The sequence below is a fragment of the Kribbibacterium absianum genome (assembly GCF_030067705.1).
Classification (GTDB): Bacteria; Actinomycetota; Coriobacteriia; order Coriobacteriales; family Atopobiaceae; genus Kribbibacterium; species Kribbibacterium absianum.
In genome coordinates this window covers 442,350-463,340 of sequence record NZ_JASJEX010000002.1, presented here as the reverse complement: position 1 = coordinate 463,340, position 20,991 = coordinate 442,350, and the positions used below count along the sequence as shown (strand labels likewise).

General features: G+C 68.6%; 9 protein-coding genes and 1 CRISPR repeat array (1 of these 10 cut by a window edge). Of the genes, 6 read left to right on the top strand and 3 right to left on the bottom strand.

The features are described 5' to 3' along the window. From QJ043_RS05015 to feoB, 5 genes are all read left to right on the top strand, one after another. Positions 1 to 1,155 (top strand): exonuclease SbcCD subunit D, encoded by a 1,155-nt coding sequence (locus QJ043_RS05015; protein WP_283713774.1) that lies wholly within the window; start codon positions 1 to 3, stop codon positions 1,153 to 1,155. Then, a complete protein-coding gene (locus QJ043_RS05010; RefSeq protein ID WP_283713775.1) occupies positions 1,155 to 3,953 on the top strand; it encodes an AAA family ATPase in 2,799 nt (932 codons plus the stop codon). The genes QJ043_RS05015 and QJ043_RS05010 overlap by 1 nt, the downstream gene beginning before the upstream one ends. A 159-nt stretch (positions 3,954 to 4,112) precedes the next feature. Next, complete coding sequence (locus QJ043_RS05005; protein ID WP_283713776.1) at positions 4,113 to 4,403, top strand: FeoA family protein; 291 nt, start codon at positions 4,113 to 4,115, stop codon at positions 4,401 to 4,403. Positions 4,404 to 4,533: 130 nt separating this feature from the next. Further along, positions 4,534 to 4,755, top strand: a complete 222-nt coding sequence (locus QJ043_RS05000; protein ID WP_283713777.1) for a FeoA family protein — start codon at positions 4,534 to 4,536, stop codon at positions 4,753 to 4,755. A 106-nt stretch (positions 4,756 to 4,861) separates the two neighbouring features. Then, a complete protein-coding gene (gene feoB, locus QJ043_RS04995; RefSeq protein WP_283713778.1) occupies positions 4,862 to 7,480 on the top strand; it encodes a ferrous iron transporter B in 2,619 nt (872 codons plus the stop codon). Between the two features lie 90 nt (positions 7,481 to 7,570). Here feoB and QJ043_RS04990 read toward each other — a convergent pair whose 3' ends face one another. The 3 genes from QJ043_RS04990 to QJ043_RS04980 form a co-directional block, all read right to left on the bottom strand. Continuing rightward, positions 7,571 to 9,706, bottom strand: a complete 2,136-nt coding sequence (locus tag QJ043_RS04990; RefSeq protein ID WP_283713779.1) for a YhgE/Pip domain-containing protein — start codon at positions 9,704 to 9,706, stop codon at positions 7,571 to 7,573. After that, positions 9,703 to 12,333 carry a YhgE/Pip domain-containing protein gene (locus QJ043_RS04985; protein WP_283713780.1) on the bottom strand — a complete coding sequence of 877 codons (2,631 nt, stop codon included), beginning with the start codon at positions 12,331 to 12,333 and terminating at the stop codon, positions 9,703 to 9,705. Before QJ043_RS04985 ends, QJ043_RS04990 begins: the two co-directional genes overlap by 4 nt. Positions 12,334 to 12,404: 71 nt before the next feature. Then, complete coding sequence (locus QJ043_RS04980) at positions 12,405 to 12,866, bottom strand: hypothetical protein (protein WP_283713781.1); 462 nt, start codon at positions 12,864 to 12,866, stop codon at positions 12,405 to 12,407. 167 nt (positions 12,867 to 13,033) lie between these two features. Here QJ043_RS04980 and QJ043_RS04975 point away from each other — a divergent pair, with 167 nt between their 5' ends. Beyond that, positions 13,034 to 13,918 (top strand): N-acetylmuramoyl-L-alanine amidase, encoded by an 885-nt coding sequence (locus QJ043_RS04975; RefSeq protein ID WP_283713782.1) that lies wholly within the window; start codon positions 13,034 to 13,036, stop codon positions 13,916 to 13,918. Between the two features lie 351 nt (positions 13,919 to 14,269). Beyond that, positions 14,270 to 20,991: direct repeats of the CRISPR family, unit length 33 nt; unit sequence GTTTCAACCCACGCCCCTCATGCGAGGGGCGAC (it continues 6,006 nt past the right edge of the window).

The following is a 20,991-nucleotide window of genomic DNA, read 5'->3' as shown; positions in this document are numbered from 1 at the left end:
ATGCGCATCGCCCACATCGCCGACATCCACGCCGGCAAACGCCTGCACGGTCACGACCTTGCGACGGACCTCGCCCACGTGCTGCACGAAGTGGCGGAGACCTGCGTCGCCGAACAGGTCCAGGCGCTCCTCATTGCCGGCGACCTCTATGACTCGCGCCAGCCCTCCCCTGCGGCCGTGAGCACGGTGAGCCGGTTCTTCTCGGAACTGGCAGCGGCCGGCATCGAGACCGTATGCATCCCGGGCAACCACGACTCCGCAGAGCACGTGAGCTACGCGAGCGACCCGCTGGCCCAACAGGGCATTCACGTGATGGGCGCCTACACACAACCCATCGAACCCATTCTGCTGGAGGACGAGCACGGCCCTGTCGCCGTGTGGCCCATGCCCTTCGTACGGCCACCCGAGGTGCGCCGAGCGCTTGGCGTCGACGTGGCCAGCTACACGGAGGCACTCGCAGCAGCCGTGTCCGCGATGCCGCTGAAGCCCGGAACCCGCAACGTGCTGCTCGCCCACCAGTTCGTGACCGACGGCGGGGTGGGGCCGGAGCGCTCGGAGAGCGAGGTGGTGGTCGGCGGCCTCGACAACGTGGACGCGAGAATCTTCGACGGATTCGAGTACGTCGCGCTCGGGCACCTGCACCGTCCGCAGCGCGTGCGCAGCGAGCGCATGCGCTACGCCGGGTCCCCGCTCAAGTACTCCACGAGCGAAGCGGGCACGCCCAAGACGATGCCCATCGTGGACATCGGGCCCAAACCCACGGACGGTCTTGCGCCCATCGCGACGCGCCTCGTGCCCCTCGAGCCTCTCCACGACCTCCGAGTGGTCACGGGGCCGCTCGACGAGCTGGTCTCCGACGAGGTGGTGTCCGCAGCAAACGCCGAGGACTACGTGTACGCCCAGCTCACGGATCAGACGCCGCTGCTCGGCCCCATGGCGGCGCTCCGCGACGCCTACCCCAACGTGCTCGGCTTCTGTTACCTGGGGTCGGAGACCGCAGCCAGCTCGCAGCCCTCGGAGGCGCCCCCCAGCGAGGACAAGGGCAGGGACGAGCTCTTCTGCGACTTCTTCAGGGCCCAGACCGGCACGGAGATCACCGAGCCGCAGCTCGCCCTGCTCCGCTCCGTGCTCGACGACCTTTCCCGGGAGGCCTGATGCGCCCGACCACGCTCACCATCTGCGGCTTCGGTCCCTACGCGGGCGAGGAGACCGTCGACTTCTCTCGCCTCGGCACCGAAGGGCTCTATCTCGTGACCGGCGACACCGGCGCGGGCAAGTCCACGATCTTCGACGCGATCGCGTACGCCCTCTACGGAGAGGGCGCGACGCCCGGCCGTGACAGGGCGTCGCTCCGCTCGGACCACGCAGAACCCGACACGCCCACCTTTGTGCGCCTCACGTTCGAGCTGCGCGGCAACACATACACCATTGAGCGCAACCCCACGTACTGGCGCCCCCACAAGCGCAAGAAAGGGGAGCTCGCCAAGCAAGAGGCCGGCGTCACGCTCACGCTGCCGGATGGCTCCGTCATCACCTCCACCCGAAGGGCCGACCTCGCGGTGGCCGAGCTGTTGGGGCTCGATCGGGACGAGTTCGCCCAGATCGTGATGATCGCCCAGGGCGACTTCCAGCGGCTCCTCAAGGCGTCGAGCAGCGAGCGCGTGGGGCTCTTCCGTCAGCTGTTCCAAACGGGGTGGGCCCAGGACCTGCAGCAGGCGCTCGGTCGGCGTGAACGCGCGCTGGCCGCCGAGAGCGCGGCCGTCCGGGAGCGCGGGCTTGCAGCAGCCCGACGTGCCGTCGTTGATCCGACGTTGGCAGATGAGGAGGGCGCCGCGCCCGAGGCGGCGACGGAGCTGAGCGGCTGGCTCGAGTCTCAGGGCACCCGACCCGAACAGGCGGCAGCGTGCCTGGACACCTTGATCGAGCACGACGAATCCGAGGAGCGGCGCGCGCAAGCGGAGGACGAGCGTATCGGCCGGGAGCGGGAGCGCGTGGCGGCGGCGACGGCACAGGTCGCCGAGCGCGAAAAGAGCGAGCGCGAGCATGCGACGGCGGTGGAGCAGCTGCGCGCGCTGGAGCCGCGACAGGCCGAGGCCCGTGCGGCTGTGGAACGGTGCGCCGCCCAGAGGCCCCTGGCCCAGAAGCTGCGCGACGCCGTCGCCGTGGAGAAGAACGCGCTCGGGTCCTACGCCGCGCTGACGCAGGCCACGGCCGAAAGGGACCAGGCGCGAGAGGTTCTCGAGGCGTTGGCGGCGCAGGAGACCCAGGAGGCCGAGGCCGCAGGCGTCGAGGCCCGCACGGTCGAGGACCTCGAGACGCGGCTCCGCGAGACCGACGTGAACGCCGACGCCGAGCGGGACGCACGACAATGGCGCGCTCAGGCACCGGAAGTGATGCGACGAGTGACCGAACAGCGCGAGCGCCTCGAAGGGCTCCTTGCGCAGGAGGCGGGCCTCTCGGACGAGGAGCGGACGGCGCGGGCGGACGCACAGAACGCCGCGAACGCGTACGCCGCTGCTCGACTGCAGGCGGATCGGGCCGCCAACGCCTATCGGGCCGCAAAACGGGCCTTCGACGACGGCGCGGCGGGCCGGCTGGCGCAGGCGCTCGCACCCGGCACGGCCTGCCCGGTGTGCGGCTCTCGGGAGCATCCGCGCCCGGCGCCGATGGCGCACGACGTGCCCACCGAGGAGGCCGTGCGTGACGCCGAGCGGGCAATGAGCGCCGCCGAACAGGCCAGTTCCCGCGCGGCGGTGACGAGTGGCCAAGCGCAGACGGCGCTCGAGGCTGCGACCAGGGCTTTGGAAGAGCTCGTCGCACGCGAGGGCGCGCGGTCGGCGCTGGAGAAGGCCCTCGCCGAGACCCGCGAGGAGCAGCGCGCCGCCGAGCAGCGCACCCGCGAGGCGGACGCCGCCATCGCGCGCATCGAGGATCTGCAGCAGCGGCTCACCCGCGCGCACGAGAGCCTGAGCCAACACCAGGACGCGCTCCGGGGCCTCCGGGACCGGCGCGCCGAGAAGCGCCGGGCGCTCGATGTGGCCGCCGAGCGGGTCTCGTCCCTGCGGGCGGGCCTCGCCCACGAGACGGAGGAGGAGGCCCGCGCCGCGCTCGAGGCAAAAGAGGCCGAGCTCGCCGCCTTGGAGACGGCGGCGCGTCAGGCAGAGCAACGCCTTCAGGCCATCAACGAGGAGCGCTCGCGCCTCATCGGACGGCGCGACGGGCTGGCGAGGCGCCTCCAGGAGCTGCCACAGCTCGACGCCGGGGACCTTCGCAGCGAGAGCGCCCGGATCGCCGCCGCGAAACAGGCGAACGACGACCTCCGCACGGCCGTGGCCGGTCGTCTCAACGTGAACCGCCAATGTGCCGCAGAACTGCGCGCCGTGGCCCGAGACCAGGCCGAGTTGGAGGAGCGCGCCCGAGACCTCTCGGCCCTCTGCGCGGCCACGAACCGCACGGGCAAGCTCGGCAAGGTGACGTTCGAGGCCTACCTGCAGATGCACCGTCTCGACCAAGTGCTCGCCGCCGCCAACCAGCGGTACCGGGCCATGAGCGCTGGGCGCTACGAGCTCGTGCGTTACGACCCCGAGGCCGGCGGCTCCGGTTCCGGACTCGCGATCAGCGTGAAAGACGCGTACACCGGCAAGGTGCGGAGCGCCGGGACGCTCTCCGGTGGCGAGAGCTTCGAGGCGTCGCTCGCGTTGGCGCTCGGGCTCTCCGACGTGGTGCAGGCCCACGCCGGCGGGGTGTCGCTCGACTGCCTCTTCGTGGACGAGGGCTTCGGCACGCTCGACCCCGAGGCTCTCAACCGCACCGTGTCCACGCTCATGCGGCTCACCGGCGGCCACAAGCTCGTGGGCGCGATCAGCCACGTGCCGGCCATGCGCGAGGCCATCGACAAGCAGATCGTGGTCACGGCCTCCGAGCAAGGCTCCGCCATCCGCGTCGAGGCCTAACCTCCCAGGGTGCGTGGCACCCCAGTAGGTTTCCGCCGAGAGTGCCACGCATCCTGGGAGGTTTTCACTCGCAAAAGTAACCCGAGGTTGACAGACTCCCTTCGACGGGGCGAGAATGCCATCAGTTTACCAACGCCAACTCTTCGGAGATGACCCGCCATGGCAGTGGCACTGATGGCAGCAGAGCGGACCCGGAGCACCTCTCGACACGCGACGACACCCCGACCCGGCGCCGGCCTGCCCCTCTCGATGGCCCGCGCCGGCGACGCCGTGACCGTGACCCGCGTGCGTGGCCGCGAGGACTTCACGCGCCACCTGGCGGAGCTTGGCTTCGTCCCCGGCGCCGTCGTGGAGGTCGTGAGCCAGGGCGCCTCGGGCACGATCGTCCGCGTCAAGGGATGCCAGCTGGGACTCGACCGCGACACCGCCAAGCGCATCTCCACCCAATAACGTTCGTGCTCTTTCCTGCCTAGCCCGGTGCTCCCCAAGGCGCCGGGCTTTTCGCGCCCATGCGTCACACAGCACCACGTCAATCTGCGGCATCGTACCGAACCCGCCGCTTGAGAGAAAGGGAGCAGACATGACACTGGCAGAGGTCCCGATCGGCGGTGAGTGCACCGTCGTGAAGCTCACGGGCGACGGCGCGGTCAAGCGCCGGATCATGGACATGGGCATCACGCGGGGCACGCGCGTCACCGTGATCAAGGTCGCACCGCTGGGCGACCCGCTCGAACTGGCCGTGCGCGGCTACGAGCTGTCGCTGCGCAAGGCGGACGCCGCAACCATCGAGGTCAGTCAATGAGTCAGCACCCGACGGGTTCTGACTCGTAGGCCCGCGTCGAACACAACGCGACCAGACGCGGGCAGAGGTGGGACCACACCTCAGCACCGACAAAAAAGGGAGAACCATGGCCATCACCATTGCCCTTGCCGGCAACCCCAACTGCGGCAAGACCACCCTCTTCAACCAGCTCACCGGCTCCAACGGCTACGTGGGCAACTGGCCCGGCGTCACCGTGGAGAAGCTCGAGGCCCCGTGGCGCAAGAACAAGGACGTCGTGATCACGGACCTGCCGGGCATCTACTCGCTCTCGCCCTACTCCCCTGAAGAGGTCGTCAGCCGCGACCACCTCGTAAAGGACCGACCGTCCGCCGTCATCGACCTCGTGGACGTCACCAACCTCGAGCGCAACCTCTACCTCACCACGCAGGTGCTCGAGTGCGGCCTCCCCACCGTCGTCGGGCTCAACATGTGCGACCTGCTCGAGAAGAGCGGCGACCAGCTGGACGTCGACGCCCTGAGCAGCGAGCTCGGCTGCCCCGTCGTCAAGGGCTCCGCGCTCCGCTCCCAGGGGCTCGACCAGCTCATGGGCACGGCCGAGAGTCTCGCAACGACAGGAAGAACGGGCCGGGCGCCCCGGGTGTTCTCGCCGCGCGTCGAGAAGGCCATCCAAGAGACCGCCGACGTCCTCAAGCCGCACCTTTCCGCCGGCCAGCCCGAGCGCTGGTTCGCCATCAAGGCCTTCGAGGGCGACGAGAAGGCCCTCGACACCCTCGGCCTCCCGGCCGCGTCGCTCGCCGCCATCGGCACCATCCGTGCCGGCGTCGAGGCCGAGCTGGACGACGACGCCGAGTCCATCATCACCACCGAGCGCTACGACTGGATCGAGGGCGTGATGCGCCGCTGCGTCGTCAAGGCGCCCAAGGCCCTCACCACCTCCGAAAAGATCGACCGGGTGGTCACGAACCGCATCCTCGGCCTCCCCATCTTTGTGTGTGTGATGGTGCTCGTGTACTACCTGGCCGTCTCCACGGTGGGCACCTGGGGCACCGACTGGGCCAACGACGGGCTCTTCGGCGACGGCTGGTTCCTCTCACCGGCCGCCGCCCAGTCCTACGAGGAGGCCCAGGGCGCCTACGACGACGAGGACTACGGCACCGTGGTCGACGAGTACCTCGCCGCAGCCGACGCCGCCGGCGTTGACACCGACGGCGTCGCCGAGGCCATCGAGAGCGGGGACGCCGCGCGCGTCCAGGCCTTTGCCGAGGCCGCGAGCGCGGCCGGTGTGACCGTCCCCGACGCCCCGCTGCACGACGCCGACGGCAACTTCCTCGACTCCGAGGGCAACGTGGTCCTCACCGACGCCGAGGACGACCCGCTCCTCTCCGACGGCCAGACCCTCGCGTACCACGACACCATCGACGCCGAGGCCTTCCTTGCGGCCGCCAACGCCGAGGAGCCCATCCCCGGCGAGTACGGCGTCTACGTGCCCGGCGTGCCGGTGGTGGTGGAGGGCTGGCTCGACGACGCCGGCGCCTCCGAGCTGGTGAAGTCCCTCGTGCTCGACGGCATCGTCGGCGGCGTGGGCTCCATCCTCGGCTTCGTGCCGCAGATGATCGTGCTCTTCCTGCTCCTCTGCTTCCTCGAGGACTGCGGCTACATGAGCCGCGTGGCCTTCGTCATGGACCGCGCGTTCCGCCGCTTCGGCCTCTCGGGCAAGTCCTTCATCCCGCTGCTCGTGAGCTCCGGCTGCGGCGTCCCCGGCATCATGGCCACCAAGACCATCGAGAACGACCGCGACCGCCGCATGACCGTCATGCTCACCACGATGATCCCCTGCGGCGCCAAGACCCCGATCATCGCCCTGCTCATGGGCGTGTTGATCGGCGGCACCGAGGGCTGGTGGATCGCCCCGTTCTTCTACTTCCTCGGCCTCGCTGCGGTGATCGTCTCCGCGATCATGCTCAAGAAGACCAAGCCCTTCGCGGGCGAGCCGGCGCCGTTCGTGATGGAGCTGCCCGCGTACCACCTCCCGGCCCTCAAGAGCTACCTGCTCCACGTGTGGGAGCGCGTCTGGGCGTTCATCCGCAAGGCCGGCACGATCATCTTCGTGGCCTGCGTGGGCGTGTGGTTCCTGTCCAACTTCGGCGTGGCCGGCTGGGACAGCGGCTCTGGCGCCTTCGGGTTCCTGCCCGAGATGGCCGACGCGCCCGAGAACTACATGAACTGGTCGATGCTCGCCGGCGTGGGCAACGCGATCGCCTGGATCTTCGCGCCGCTCGGCTTTGGCACCTGGCAGGCCGCCGCGTGCTCGCTCTCCGCGCTCATCGCCAAGGAGAACCTCGTGTCCACCTTTGGCGTGCTCTTCGGTCTCGGCGAGGTCGGCGAGGGCTCCGCGCTCCTCTGGGCCACGTTCGCGCAGATGTTCACCGTGGGCGGCACGCTGTCCCTCGGTGCGATGCTCGCTTTTGTGGCGTTCAACATGCTTGACGCCCCGTGCTTCGCGGCCATCGGCACCATCCGCCGCCAGATGGCGGACACCAAGTGGTTCTGGGCCGCTATCGCCTACCAGTGCGGCTTCGGCTGGGTCGTGGGCCTCATCATCAACCAGCTGTGGGAGCTGTTCGCGCTGGGGAACTTCGGGTTCTGGACCGTGGTGGCGATCCTGTGCCTGGCCGGCATCATCATCCAGCTGTTCCGCCCGATGCCGCGCGCAACGGAGAAGCCCGCGCGCCAAGAGGCCTAGCTGCAGAAGGGGACGGAGCGTTTTTGCAGGTCGTTGCGATATCTATCTGCAGAATTGCTCCGTCCCCTTTCACACGTCCCCTTTTGCAGGTCACATCATGCCGGTGCGCGCCAGCTGCGCGCGGATCCAGTCGCCCGTCCGAGCCGCCAGCGGTCGCACGGCCAGCACCAGCACGGCGCCCCCGGCCACAAAGCCCAGCAGGCACCCCGCGTTCACCAGGAAGTCGCCGCCGTACACCCCGGCGATCGCCCCCTGCATGCACCCCATCGAATGCGTGAACGGCAGCCAGGGGTACAGCGCCTGAAAGAACGGCATCGAGAGTTGCACCGGCATCTGGCCGCCGGACCCGCCGATCTGGACCACGAGCAACAGCAGCGTGGCCGCCTTGCCCAGGTCCCCGAACGCCGCCGTGAGCCCGAACGCGATGGACGAGAACGCGAGCCCCGTCAGGCAGAACGCGAGATAGCACAGCCCCAGGTGGTCGCACTGCACCTGCACGAAGAACACGTTGCCCGTGGCCATGAGCAGCGCCTGCGCCTCGGCCACCGCCACAAAGAACAGCCAGGTGCCCACGTACGCCTGCCATGGCCGCACGCCGTCGAGACGCACCGCCAGTTTGTCCCGCAGGATGATCACCGAGAACAATGCCCCGATGAAGAGCCCCATCGACGAGTAGAACGGTGCCATCGCAGAGCCGTTGTTGGCCACCGCGTACACCGCGCGCTTGTCCACCCGCACCGGCGCGGCGATCATGCGGGCGAGGCCGCCGGCGTCCGTCCCGATCAGCTTGCGCGCCTCCGCCAGGTCCTCAGAATCGAGCGCCGCCGACAGCCGCGCCGCGCCGTCGCGCACCGTGGCCGCCGCGTCCTCCAGCGTGGCCGCCGCCGAGAGGAGCGCGTCGTGCACGTCGCCCAAAGCGTCCGCCGTGTCCCGACCAGCCGTGGCCAGCGGGGACGCAGCAGCCTTGAGCTGCGACAGCGCGGCCTGCACATCCTCTCCGAAGGACCCGAGACCCGCGTCCAGCGATGCCCCGGCCGCACGGGCTGCCTCTTCCTGGAGGGCCTGGACCGCAGCAATCGCAGCGTCAATGGCCCCGAGCGCCGCCGCGCGCTGCTCGGCCGGAACGCCTGCCGCGTCCTGCGCCGCCGCCGTCGCGGCGCTCAGCCCCCTCTCGGCAGCCTGCACCGCCTGCTGCGCCTGTTGAAGCGCCGCGAGCGCCGCATTGTCCGGATCGGCCGCCCCAACTGCGGCGACAGCGGCCCCATAGGCGTCGTCCAGGGCCTGCAGGTCCGCCCGGAGCGCCCCGAGCGTCTCGACCAGCGCCGCCGGGTCCCCGCTCGCATCACCGAACGCCCGGTCCACGGACGTTCGCAGCGCCGCGAGCGACGAGGCCGCGCCGCCCAGCCCAGACCCCGCCAGCGACTCCCCGTCGCTCAGCGTCGCTCGCGCGCTGCCGAGCGCGCTCGCCGCATCGCCCGCCACCGGCGCAGCGGCCTCGGACAACGCCTGAGCCTGCCCGAGCCCGTCCGCCGACGCCGACGTCAGCGCCTTTGCCTGTCCGAGCAGTGCCGCGAAGGTTCGCGCGAGCGCCGCGTCGTTCCCTAGCTGCGTCGCCGCGCCCGACAGCCGGTTCGCCAACTCGCGGCCGTAGGTCGCAAGGCCGCCGTCCTCGGCGTCGCCGGACAGGTCGCCGAGCGCCTCGAGCGCTACCCGGCTCACGGTGGCCTGGAAGCTCTCGCTCACCTCTTCCCGCAGGTCGCCCATGCCGATCGACGTCACGTGCGAGGCCACGGGGTTGAGCTTCTCGTTCACGTAGTACTGAATCTGCGCCTGTTGGTCGCCGCCGGTCAGCACGCCGGCGAGGCGCGCCGAGAAGCCCTCCGGAATCACCACCGCCGCGTAGTACTCGCCGGACCGCACGCCGGCGAACGCCTCCGATCCTGTCGTGAACTGCCAATCGAAGTCCTTGTTGGAGCGCAGGTCGTCGACGATCTCGTCGCCGGCGCTCACCGTGACCGGCGCCACCGACGCCGTGTAGCCGGCGTCCTCGTTGGCCACCGCCACTTTGAGCGACCCCGTGTTCGCGGCCGGGTCCCAGAACGCGAGGATGTTGACCCACGCGAAGAGGCACGGCAGCAACACGAGCCCGGCGATGACCACCCAGCCCACGAGGCTCCCGCGCAGCCGCCGGAAGCCGTCCAAGAACACGCGAAGGACGCCCCTCATCGCTCGTCCTCCCCGTCCGGGTGAGACAGATCAAAGAGACGAGACCGTCTCACCCCCTCGCCCGCACCCCGATGAGACGATCCTGTCTCTTTGATCTGTCTCATCTGGTCTGTGTCGTCCGCGTCGAGCACGCGCAGCTTGTCCGGCAGCGACACGTGCAGGAACGCGATCACGACCAGGTACGCGTCCGTCACCACGACCACCGCCACGAGCCAGGCCAGCAACAGCAGCTTGTCGCCCACGCTGGCCCGCACGAGCGCGATCAGCACCGGCACCGCCATGAACTGCAGCGCCAGCCCCGCCCACGCGATGCGCTTCAACAACCGGTAGTGCCGCTCGAACCACGCGGCCCGGCCCGCGAGCCGCTCGCGGTACTCCGGGTCGCGCAGCACCAGCCGCAGAATCGTCACCTGCCGGTACCGCAGCTGCGCCGGCGCCTGCTCGCCCTGGAAGAGCCCAGAGTCGGCGGCCTCGCGATCGAGCAGCAGCGTCAGGTTGTACGCCCACTTCCCCACAGCAAGCCCGATGAACAGCCCCGCCGGCACGAACAGCAGCACAAGCACCGCCAGGTCCTGCCAGTACTGCAGCCCGTAGAACCCCGCGACCGCCTCCCGCATGGCATCAATCGCATAGGTGAACGGCAGCCACGGATGGAGCGCAGAGAAGAACTCCGGCATCATCTGCACCGGGTAGAGGCCGCTCGACCCCGGAATCTGCAGGAACAGCAGGAGCGCCGCCAGCGCCTTGCCCACATACCGGAACGCCTGGGCGAGCGCGTAGATCAGGTTCACGTACACAAGCCCCGCCACCACGCCCGCGAACACGAACGCCGCCGGACTCTCGCACTGGATGCCGAGCGCCACGTCTCCCCCGCACGCAATGAGCGGAGGGAACACCGCGAGCAGCATCAGCAGGAGCCATCGCCCCAGGTACGCCTGCGTGGGCGAGAAGTCCGGAAGCCCGTCCGGGTCCACGCGCAACTTGAACAGACCGAGGAACACGAACCCCGCGACCCAGAGGCCAACGTTGGTGAAGAACGGGCACACGCCGGAGCCGTAGTTCTTCACGGGATACACGGCCACCGTGTCGAGCGCGACGGGGTCGGCGAGAAACGCGGCGGTCCTCTCGGCGTCGACGTTCGAGAGTTGATGCACGTCCACCGCAAGCGACGAGGCCTGCAGCTCACGGATCGCCGCCAGCGTGCCCTCCAGGGACTCGCTCGCGGCATCGATGGCCGACGTCGCGTCCCCGGTCGCGGCCTGTGCCTGCGCCACCGCACTCGCAAGCCCCTGCACCGACGCCTGGGCCGAGGCCACCGCCGGCTCCAACGCGCCCACCAGCCCAGCCGTCGCGCCGAGCGCCGCCGAGAGCGAGGAGAGCGCGCCGCCCGCGTCCGGCGCCAGCTTCTCCCGGAGCGCCTCCGCACCGGACGACAGCGATGCCGCTCCCTGGGTGGCGCCGACGTTCACCGTGCGCGCGACGTCGAGCAGACCCTTCGCCGTGTCCGAGACCGCCGAGAGGTCCCCCTCGAGCGCACCGAGCATGTCCGAGGCCGCGGCGTCCGCAGACTTCAGGGCCTCGAGCGCGCCCGCGACCTCGGCGTTGTCCGCGGCCAACGGCTCCAGCGCCGAGACCAGCGACGACGTCTGAGTCTGTGCCGCCCGTGCCCCGGCCAGCGCCTGTCGGGCATCCGCCTCGGCACCGATCAGCGACGACGACGTCGCACCCAGCGCCGCGCCCGCCTCCGTCGCCGCCGTGCCCAGCTCTGCTCCCGCAGACCCCATGGCCCCGGCCAGCGAGAGCGAGGACCGCGCCACGTCGCCGTCCGCCGACGCCAGCGCGTCCTGCGCCCGCTGGGCCGCGTCCCGCAGCTGCGGCAACGACGCGGCAAGGTCCGCAAGCGCCGAGCCGGACTTCTCGGCGGCGTCGGCGGCGCTCGCCAGCGCCGGGCCCGCGTCCGCGAGCGCGGACCTCACCGAGCCCAGCGCGTCGGTCGCCTGTTGCACGGCTCCCGCAAGGTCCGTCTCGCCGGATGCGCCCGCAGCCCCCGCCGCGCCCGCCACGGCCACGCCCTTGTCGATGGCCGCCGTCGCCACCGTCTTCACAAAGGACGCGTCCACCTGCTCCTTGATGGCCGCGACGCCCGCGTCCGTGAAGTTGGGAGCCGCGGCGCTGATCTTCTCGTTGAGGTAGTAGTCGAGCGTGGGCGGGTCCTCGCCGTCCGTGAGCACGCCCGCCAAGTCGCGGCTGAAGCCCTCGGGAATCACCACTGCGGCGAAGCACTCGCCGGACTCCACAGCCGCGACGCCCTGATCGGCCGAGTCGTAGAAGCGCCACCCCAGCTCGTGGTTCTCGCGAAGGCCGGCCACCACGGCCTCGCCGGCGTCGAGCAAGCCCACTCCGGGCACCTCGGCGCCCGCGTCCTCGTTGGCCACGGCGACCGCGACGCCGTCCGTCCGCTCATAGGGATCCCAATTGGCAAGCGTCAGGTACCAGCCATAGGCGCTCGGCAGCACACAAGCCCCCGCCACCAGCAACAGGGCGACGGGGTTCGTGACCAGGCGCTTGAGGTCGCGCCGGAAGATGGCAAAGACCACGCGCCAATACCGGCGCAAACGCTGGCGCATCCACGCCCCCTCGGGTCAAAGGACAGTCCTCGGGTGCGTACCCAAGTCAAAGGGGACGGGACGCCGTGGCCCTACTCCTGAGGCAGCGCGCCCAGCGTGTCCAGGCGCTCGCGCAGCGCCTCGCGGATGAAGGTCGCGCGCTTCTCGCCGAGAGCGTCGATGGCCAGCGCCCAGCTCTCCGGGTACGTCACGAGCGACGTCACCTTGGGGCCGGCCACCACCTTGGGCTTGGGCTGCCAGTCCCAGTACTTGAACACCGTCGCCGGCGTCAGCCCCAGCGCGCAGATCGCGTCCTCCATGTGGCTGTCCGGGTTCGCCTGGCGCCAGTCGTAGACCGCCTGGGCCTTGTTCCCGCTGGTCATCGCAGTGGCCGCATTCTCCGGGTCCCAGTCCCACCAACGGCAGATGGTCTGATAGGTGACGCCGAGCGCCTCGCACGCCTCATGTCGCGTTCCCTCTGGATGCTCTTGACGCCAGCGATACACCTTGTCTTTGCAGGACTTGCGGCCGCGCGACTCAAAGGTCTCTTCCATGGGATTCCTATCGCCGTGATGACATTGCCTTCGCACCTCAGTGTACAAGACTGCGTTTATATAGGAGTCAGTTCACAAAGTGGGGACATCCCCACCCATAGAGGCTCGGGCTTTTGGTATGGTTCTTAGAACCTGAAACATATCTCAATAGCAGCTAAGGACGTGCTATGGCGCACCAGACCCCCACCCAGCGGCACGACGCCCCCGAACAGCCCACCCCCCGGCTCGGCAAGGCCCGCGCTCGCTTCGCGGGCATCGTCGCAGCCATCGCGCTCGCAGCCCTCGCCGTGGGCTACGGTGTGACCGCGACGTCCCTCGACCTCTCGCCGGCACCCGAAGCCGCAGCGGAAGCCGCAGAGCCCGAGCAACCGGAGGCCGTCACGGCGCAGGCCGCTGAGCCGGCGGAGGCCGCCGGCGACACGGACGCCGACGCCGCCAAGACTCCGGTCAAGGAGCCCGAGGCCGCCGACGAAGCCGCGTCCGAGAAGCCCGAGCAGGCCGACGAGCCCGCAGCCGAGAAGCCCGAGCAGGCCGCTCAAGAGACGCCCGCCCCGCTCGTCATCGCGGACCTCGCCCAGGCCTCGTTCGCCCACGGAGACAAGCCCGCGAGCCACACCAGGTACATCATGCTGCACGACACCGCGATGGATTGCGCCGCCGACGGCGTGGTGGCCCACTGGCTCGCCAACAACGACGGCCAGATCGCCTCGCACTTCATCGTCGACCGCGACGGCACCGTGTCGCAGTGCGTGCCGCTCGACCAGGTCGCCTACCACGCCGGCCACGGCGACGACGCCAGCTACCAGCGCTACGGCGTCGACTCCATGAACGCCTGGTCCATCGGCATCGAGCTCTCCCACGCGGCGGGCGAGGACTACCCCGAAGCGCAGCTCGACGCCCTCGACCGGCTCGTCGCCCATATTGACGAGTGGTCCGGCACGCAGCTGGAGATCATCGACCACAAGATGTGGCGCTCGGGCAACGTGGACACGTCCGAGCAGTTCGCGACCCATCTGGCAAACTACCGCACGAACCGCACACACAATCCCTGATTTCCTCCCGAGGTGCCACGCATCCTGGGAGGTTTCCTCCTGGGGTGCCACGCATCTCGGGTGGTTTGCGTATTTATCGGGCGCGTGAGGGTCGGCCGTGGGTTTGGGTGTCACCGGAATGACACCTGGGTCGGTCGAGCTGGGCGCCATCTGCGGTTTTCCTAGCGGCGCTGGCTTCGGGTGTCGATTAATTGACACCTGGAGTCAGCGGGCTTTGACCGAGATGACCCAGAGCCTGGCCAGAGGAGTCCTCGGGAGCTCCGGCCCCGCACGGAGAGCGACAACCGGCCCATCGCTCACAGTTGGAGCTACTTCGACTCACACCCTGGGTACCAGCGCGCTGACCTGCATGTTTCAGCCGTCGCCCCTCGTGCGAGGGGCGACTCAGCAGCAGCCCGAACTTTCGACCCTCGTTCGCGTTTCAACCCACGCCCCTCATGCGAGGGGCGACTGACCACGTTGGACCTGAGCGGCATGTCCCCTGTGTTTCAACCCACGCCCCTCATGCGAGGGGCGACGTCCTTGGGCGTGTAGGTGCGCCCGCCCTTCGTGTTTCAACCCACGCCCCTCGTGCGAGGGGCGACGTCGCTGAGTGCGGCACGCACGGCCTCTGACCAGTTTCAACCCACGCCCCTCATGCGAGGGGCGACTCACCCGGACGCGATGGTGTACGCGGGTCACGAGTTTCAACCCACGCCCCTCATGCGAGGGGCGACCTGAACGTTTGGGTGGTGAGCCACACCGGTAGGACGTTTCAACCCACGCCCCTCATGCGAGGGGCGACCCATGACAATGTCCTCGGCGTCCTTGTTCAGGCGGTTTCAACCCACGCCCCTCATGCGAGGGGCGACGATGGCGTCCGCGATCTTGGCGAGGTTGTCGTCGTTTCAACCCACGCCCCTCATGCGAGGGGCGACGCCCAGTACATCATGGGGTTCGCCGAGATGGACTCGTTTCAACCCACGCCCCTCATGCGAGGGGCGACGTTCTCTTTCGCCGCCTGCTTCTCCGAGTAGGTCAATGTTTCAACCCACGCCCCTCATGCGAGGGGCGACCAACAACATGCCTCCATATCTGGCTGTGTACATGTGGTTTCAACCCACGCCCCTCATGCGAGGGGCGACGAGACGGGAGGTGACGCGCATGGCAACGGAAGCGCGTTTCAACCCACGCCCCTCATGCGAGGGGCGACCGGTGATGGCCCTGACGAGCCTGAACCGGACGATGTTTCAACCCACGCCCCTCATGCGAGGGGCGACTCCACTGCCTGCAGCGGGACGTCAGCCGACATGAGTTTCAACCCACGCCCCTCATGCGAGGGGCGACGTTGGAGCCGTCTATCATGCCGACGGCCTGATAGTTTCAACCCACGCCCCTCATGCGAGGGGCGACGCAACACGCGCTCCTGCGGGTGCGGGGAGGCCGAGTTTCAACCCACGCCCCTCATGCGAGGGGCGACCCCTCCTCCACTTGGGCAAAACCCGTGGCCTTGTCGTTTCAACCCACGCCCCTCATGCGAGGGGCGACGCCTAGGTGGTGTCCGACACCGGGTGACTCCCGGAAGGTTTCAACCCACGCCCCTCATGCGAGGGGCGACTACGCGAGCCCTTCCGGTGCGCAGAGCATCCGAACGTTTCAACCCACGCCCCTCATGCGAGGGGCGACCGGCCTTGAAGGGCGTGCTGGTGAGCGGCCGGGGGTTTCAACCCACGCCCCTCATGCGAGGGGCGACCAAAAAGACCTCAGAAGAAGCTCCCCCCGATTTCAGTTTCAACCCACGCCCCTCATGCGAGGGGCGACCAAGCTCAGACTTTGGCTGATCAATACATAAAAGTTTCAACCCACGCCCCTCATGCGAGGGGCGACACGATCACAGAGTGGCGTAGGCGCGGCAAAGAGGTTTCAACCCACGCCCCTCATGCGAGGGGCGACGAGGGCGCGCCGCGCCCTTGAGGCTCGTCGAAAGGAGTTTCAACCCACGCCCCTCATGCGAGGGGCGACCAGCCCACCTGGTTGGGGCCGTTGGCGAGCGGCTGGTTTCAACCCACGCCCCTCATGCGAGGGGCGACCGTCACGGAGACCATGGAGGCCGATTACTCCAAGTTTCAACCCACGCCCCTCATGCGAGGGGCGACACCCGTCAACCACCTTCATCATCGACGCGGACAAGTTTCAACCCACGCCCCTCATGCGAGGGGCGACGCCTGCGGGCGCTGCGTGGACGAGACCGAGGAGAGCGTTTCAACCCACGCCCCTCATGCGAGGGGCGACCGAGCCGGACGGTGAACGCGCGGCCATCCGAACGGTTTCAACCCACGCCCCTCATGCGAGGGGCGACGTGCCGCCGGACGGCTACTGCGTGATGTGGGAGCCGTTTCAACCCACGCCCCTCATGCGAGGGGCGACCCAAGAGGGTCGCAGGAGCCTAGGCTCCGGGTGAGTTTCAACCCACGCCCCTCATGCGAGGGGCGACAGCCGGACGGCATCGGCATCGACGCTGTGCCCGAGTTTCAACCCACGCCCCTCATGCGAGGGGCGACGCCGACCTGTGCCCGGAATGTCTGAGGAGCCTGGACGTTTCAACCCACGCCCCTCATGCGAGGGGCGACCACACGGGGTCCCACCGCGATGTGCGGGAGTCCCGGTTTCAACCCACGCCCCTCATGCGAGGGGCGACATGGCGTCGGCGATCTGGGTCAGCTTGTCGTGTTTCAACCCACGCCCCTCATGCGAGGGGCGACGCCGTGAGCTGCTCGGCTGGTGGGACAGCCGCAAGGGTTTCAACCCACGCCCCTCATGCGAGGGGCGACATGGCGCCGGCCGCGTCAGCCCTCGATAAGGCCATCGTTTCAACCCACGCCCCTCATGCGAGGGGCGACCGACCTGGTCCAGGGTCGCGTACTTCGAGTCGTAGTTTCAACCCACGCCCCTCATGCGAGGGGCGACCAGCGATGTCTCCGGGTACCAACCAAAGCATCTGTTTCAACCCACGCCCCTCATGCGAGGGGCGACGGGGCCGCCGGTCCGCCCGATCGCGCCGGCGGGTTTCAACCCACGCCCCTCATGCGAGGGGCGACCACGGGGTTCCACCGCGATGTGCGGGAGTCCCGGTTTCAACCCACGCCCCTCATGCGAGGGGCGACGACGCTCCCATCGCCGACGCGAACGTGGCGGTCTAGTTTCAACCCACGCCCCTCATGCGAGGGGCGACCGTCGTCGCCCACCTCGGTGTGCATGAGGAAGTAGTTTCAACCCACGCCCCTCATGCGAGGGGCGACTCTGCGAGTTGGCACCGCCAGTGCCAGAGCCAGCGTTGTTTCAACCCACGCCCCTCATGCGAGGGGCGACTCTGCGAGTTGGCACCGCCAGTGCCAGAGCCAGCGTTGTTTCAACCCACGCCCCTCATGCGAGGGGCGACGCGTGCGAATCTTCTGACCCTCCACGTACTTGCGGTTTCAACCCACGCCCCTCATGCGAGGGGCGACTCTCGTATGACTCGAACGCCGAGAACCGCCCGTGGTTTCAACCCACGCCCCTCATGCGAGGGGCGACACGACGACGCCGGCGGCACGATCGTCCACTTCCTGTTTCAACCCACGCCCCTCATGCGAGGGGCGACCGTGCCTCCTTAGGTCCTCCCCGCACATCGGGCAGTTTCAACCCACGCCCCTCATGCGAGGGGCGACGTGGCGGGCGGCGACGCCGTGCTGCGACGTGCCGGTTTCAACCCACGCCCCTCATGCGAGGAGCGACCGCACCAGCGAGGAAGCCGTCAAGCTCGATGTTCTTGTTTCAACCCACGCCCCTCATGCGAGGGGCGACGCTTGTCCGACAGCTCGTCCAGCAGGCTCCGTGGCGTTTCAACCCACGCCCCTCATGCGAGGGGCGACTGTCCAGGTACTTGGGGTTCATGCGGTTCCTCTCTAAGTTTCAACCCACGCCCCTCATGCGAGGGGCGACGCCGCGCAGGTCGCCCCCGTAGCCCTTGGGGAAGTGGTTTCAACCCACGCCCCTCATGCGAGGGGCGACCTCTGGTAGTAGTAGTCGGCGTCTATCTTACGGTTGTTTCAACCCACGCCCCTCATGCGAGGGGCGACAATCAGGTCCTTGATGTCGGCCAGGTCGTGCCGTTTCAACCCACGCCCCTCATGCGAGGGGCGACGGTCTTGCTGCCCTCGGACAGCAGCACGATGGGGTTTCAACCCACGCCCCTCATGCGAGGGGCGACACGAGGTTCGCGGCCAGCGCCCCCGCCTCCGCGTTGTTTCAACCCACGCCCCTCATGCAAGGGGCGACGGGACGGGTCGATGAGATGCAATGCGACACACAAGTTTCAACCCACGCCCCTCATGCGAGGGGCGACACTGCACCTCGTTTACGTCGCAGACGCTGATGTTGTTTCAACCCACGCCCCTCATGCGAGGGGCGACTCGCTGGGAGCGGCGGCCGCCAACGTGGTGCCGCAGGGTTTCAACCCACGCCCCTCATGCGAGGGGCGACGCGCCGCGACCGACAGCTTTCCCATGTCCTCTTGTTTCAACCCACGCCCCTCATGCGAGGGGCGACACGAGCAGCTGCGGCATCGAGCGCATTATCACCGTTTCAACCCACGCCCCTCATGCGAGGGGCGACCCCACTCTATGAGGCACTGTCGGTACGTCCTGTCCGTTTCAACCCACGCCCCTCATGCGAGGGGCGACACCGGGACGGCCCCGGCGTCCGCGCACCATGCCCAGTTTCAACCCACGCCCCTCATGCGAGGGGCGACCACATGCGGCTGCACCAGAGCGACGAGGTATCCGTGTTTCAACCCACGCCCCTCATGCGAGGGGCGACCGCGACCCTCTGCGACCTGGTCTGCTTCGCCGAGTTTCAACCCACGCCCCTCATGCGAGGGGCGACCCGCACGCCGGTCACGCCCAACGCCAACGCCCAGTTTCAACCCACGCCCCTCATGCGAGGGGCGACCCTAGAGGCGGCGCTCCACCGCGAGTTCGAGGACCGGTTTCAACCCACGCCCCTCATGCGAGGGGCGACCTGGCTTCCGTTGTCCATGGCGTCCACCTCCTCGCCAGTTTCAACCCACGCCCCTCATGCGAGGGGCGACTTGGCGACAGCCGTTCCGATGCTCTTGGCAGCGTTTCAACCCACGCCCCTCATGCGAGGGGCGACGCGGCGTAGTCAGAGCGCCTGCGGTCTTGCCCATTGTTTCAACCCACGCCCCTCATGCGAGGGGCGACATCTTTAGTGCGCTGTAGAGTGCCCTCTCCTCGGGTTTCAACCCACGCCCCTCATGCGAGGGGCGACGCAAACGAGGTCATCAGCGGCGCATGGGGAAACGGTTTCAACCCACGCCCCTCATGCGAGGGGCGACGAGAGTCAGGGCGATTGCCGTCATGCGGTTCCTAGTTTCAACCCACGCCCCTCATGCGAGGGGCGACTGGAGCGTCCCGGCAAGCCCGCTGAGCGTCTTCTGGTTTCAACCCACGCCCCTCATGCGAGGGGCGACTCGCGCCTCATCGACGGGGCGCGTGAGGAATGCGTTTCAACCCACGCCCCTCATGCGAGGGGCGACTCATAGGTGCAGTAGTGGTCGGTACCGAGCCTGTGTTTCAACCCACGCCCCTCATGCGAGGGGCGACGCTCTTGCCGCTGTGCACCGCGTCGTGGAGGTCGCGGTTTCAACCCACGCCCCTCATGCGAGGGGCGACGTGATGCACCCGGGCACGCTCGGCCTCGGGCAGTTTCAACCCACGCCCCTCATGCGAGGGGCGACGATGCCGCTGAAGAACGACGACACCTGGGACGTGTTTCAACCCACGCCCCTCATGCGAGGGGCGACTCTTTGCAAGGCTCTGGCCGCCGTTCGCCTCGGGTTTCAACCCACGCCCCTCATGCGAGGGGCGACGCACGTACGTCGCGCTGACTGGCCGTCTTCACCAGTTTCAACCCACGCCCCTCATGCGAGGGGCGACGTTTGCTGCTGACATTTCGCGCGACTTCTCGTCGTTTCAACCCACGCCCCTCATGCGAGGGGCGACGTGGGCGTGGCCGGCCGCCTCCTCGGTCTGGTACGCGTTTCAACCCACGCCCCTCATGCGAGGGGCGACCCGTGACCGTCTCGCCCGTGATCAGCGCCATCACGCGTTTCAACCCACGCCCCTCATGCGAGGGGCGACCGACGAGACGCCGGACCCCTTGGGCGACACCGAGGTTTCAACCCACGCCCCTCATGCGAGGGGCGACGCCATGGCCGCCTCGCACCAATCCTCGTCCGAGTTTCAACCCACGCCCCTCATGCGAGGGGCGACCACGGTGCTGCGCGGCTGGTACGCCCACCACGTCAAGTTTCAACCCACGCCCCTCATGCGAGGGGCGACTCCAGGCGCACGGCCGTGTCGCCGCGCTCGGTGCGGTTTCAACCCACGCCCCTCATGCGAGGGGCGACCGAGCCTGAAGGGGTTCCAGAGCAGGAGGAATGGTTTCAACCCACGCCCCTCATGCGAGGGGCGACTGCTACCGAACCCCAATTGCACGCTATGCCCCTCTGGCGTTTCAACCCACGCCCCTCATGCGAGGGGCGACTGTTCGACTTGCCCATGAGCATCTGGGCACCAGCTGTTTCAACCCACGCCCCTCATGCGAGGGGCGACCCTGCGCAGCTCGTCCTGGCGCATGGCTAGTCCAGGTTTCAACCCACGCCCCTCATGCGAGGGGCGACAGGTCACCTGGGCCGTGTAGCTCCCCCCCGTCTGGTTTCAACCCACGCCCCTCATGCGAGGGGCGACCGCCGCCGGGGCTCTACGTGATGGAGCCGCATAGGTTTCAACCCACGCCCCTCATGCGAGGGGCGACGAGGCTCGACGTGAGCGTCGGCGGTGCCACGCTGTTTCAACCCACGCCCCTCATGCGAGGGGCGACTCGTAGCTGACTGCAAGGCCGTGTTCTCGAAGATGTTTCAACCCACGCCCCTCATGCGAGGGGCGACACGAGGTGCCGTCGGACATGACGCGCTCGACATCGTTTCAACCCACGCCCCTCATGCGAGGGGCGACTCGGAGCTTGAGGGGTTG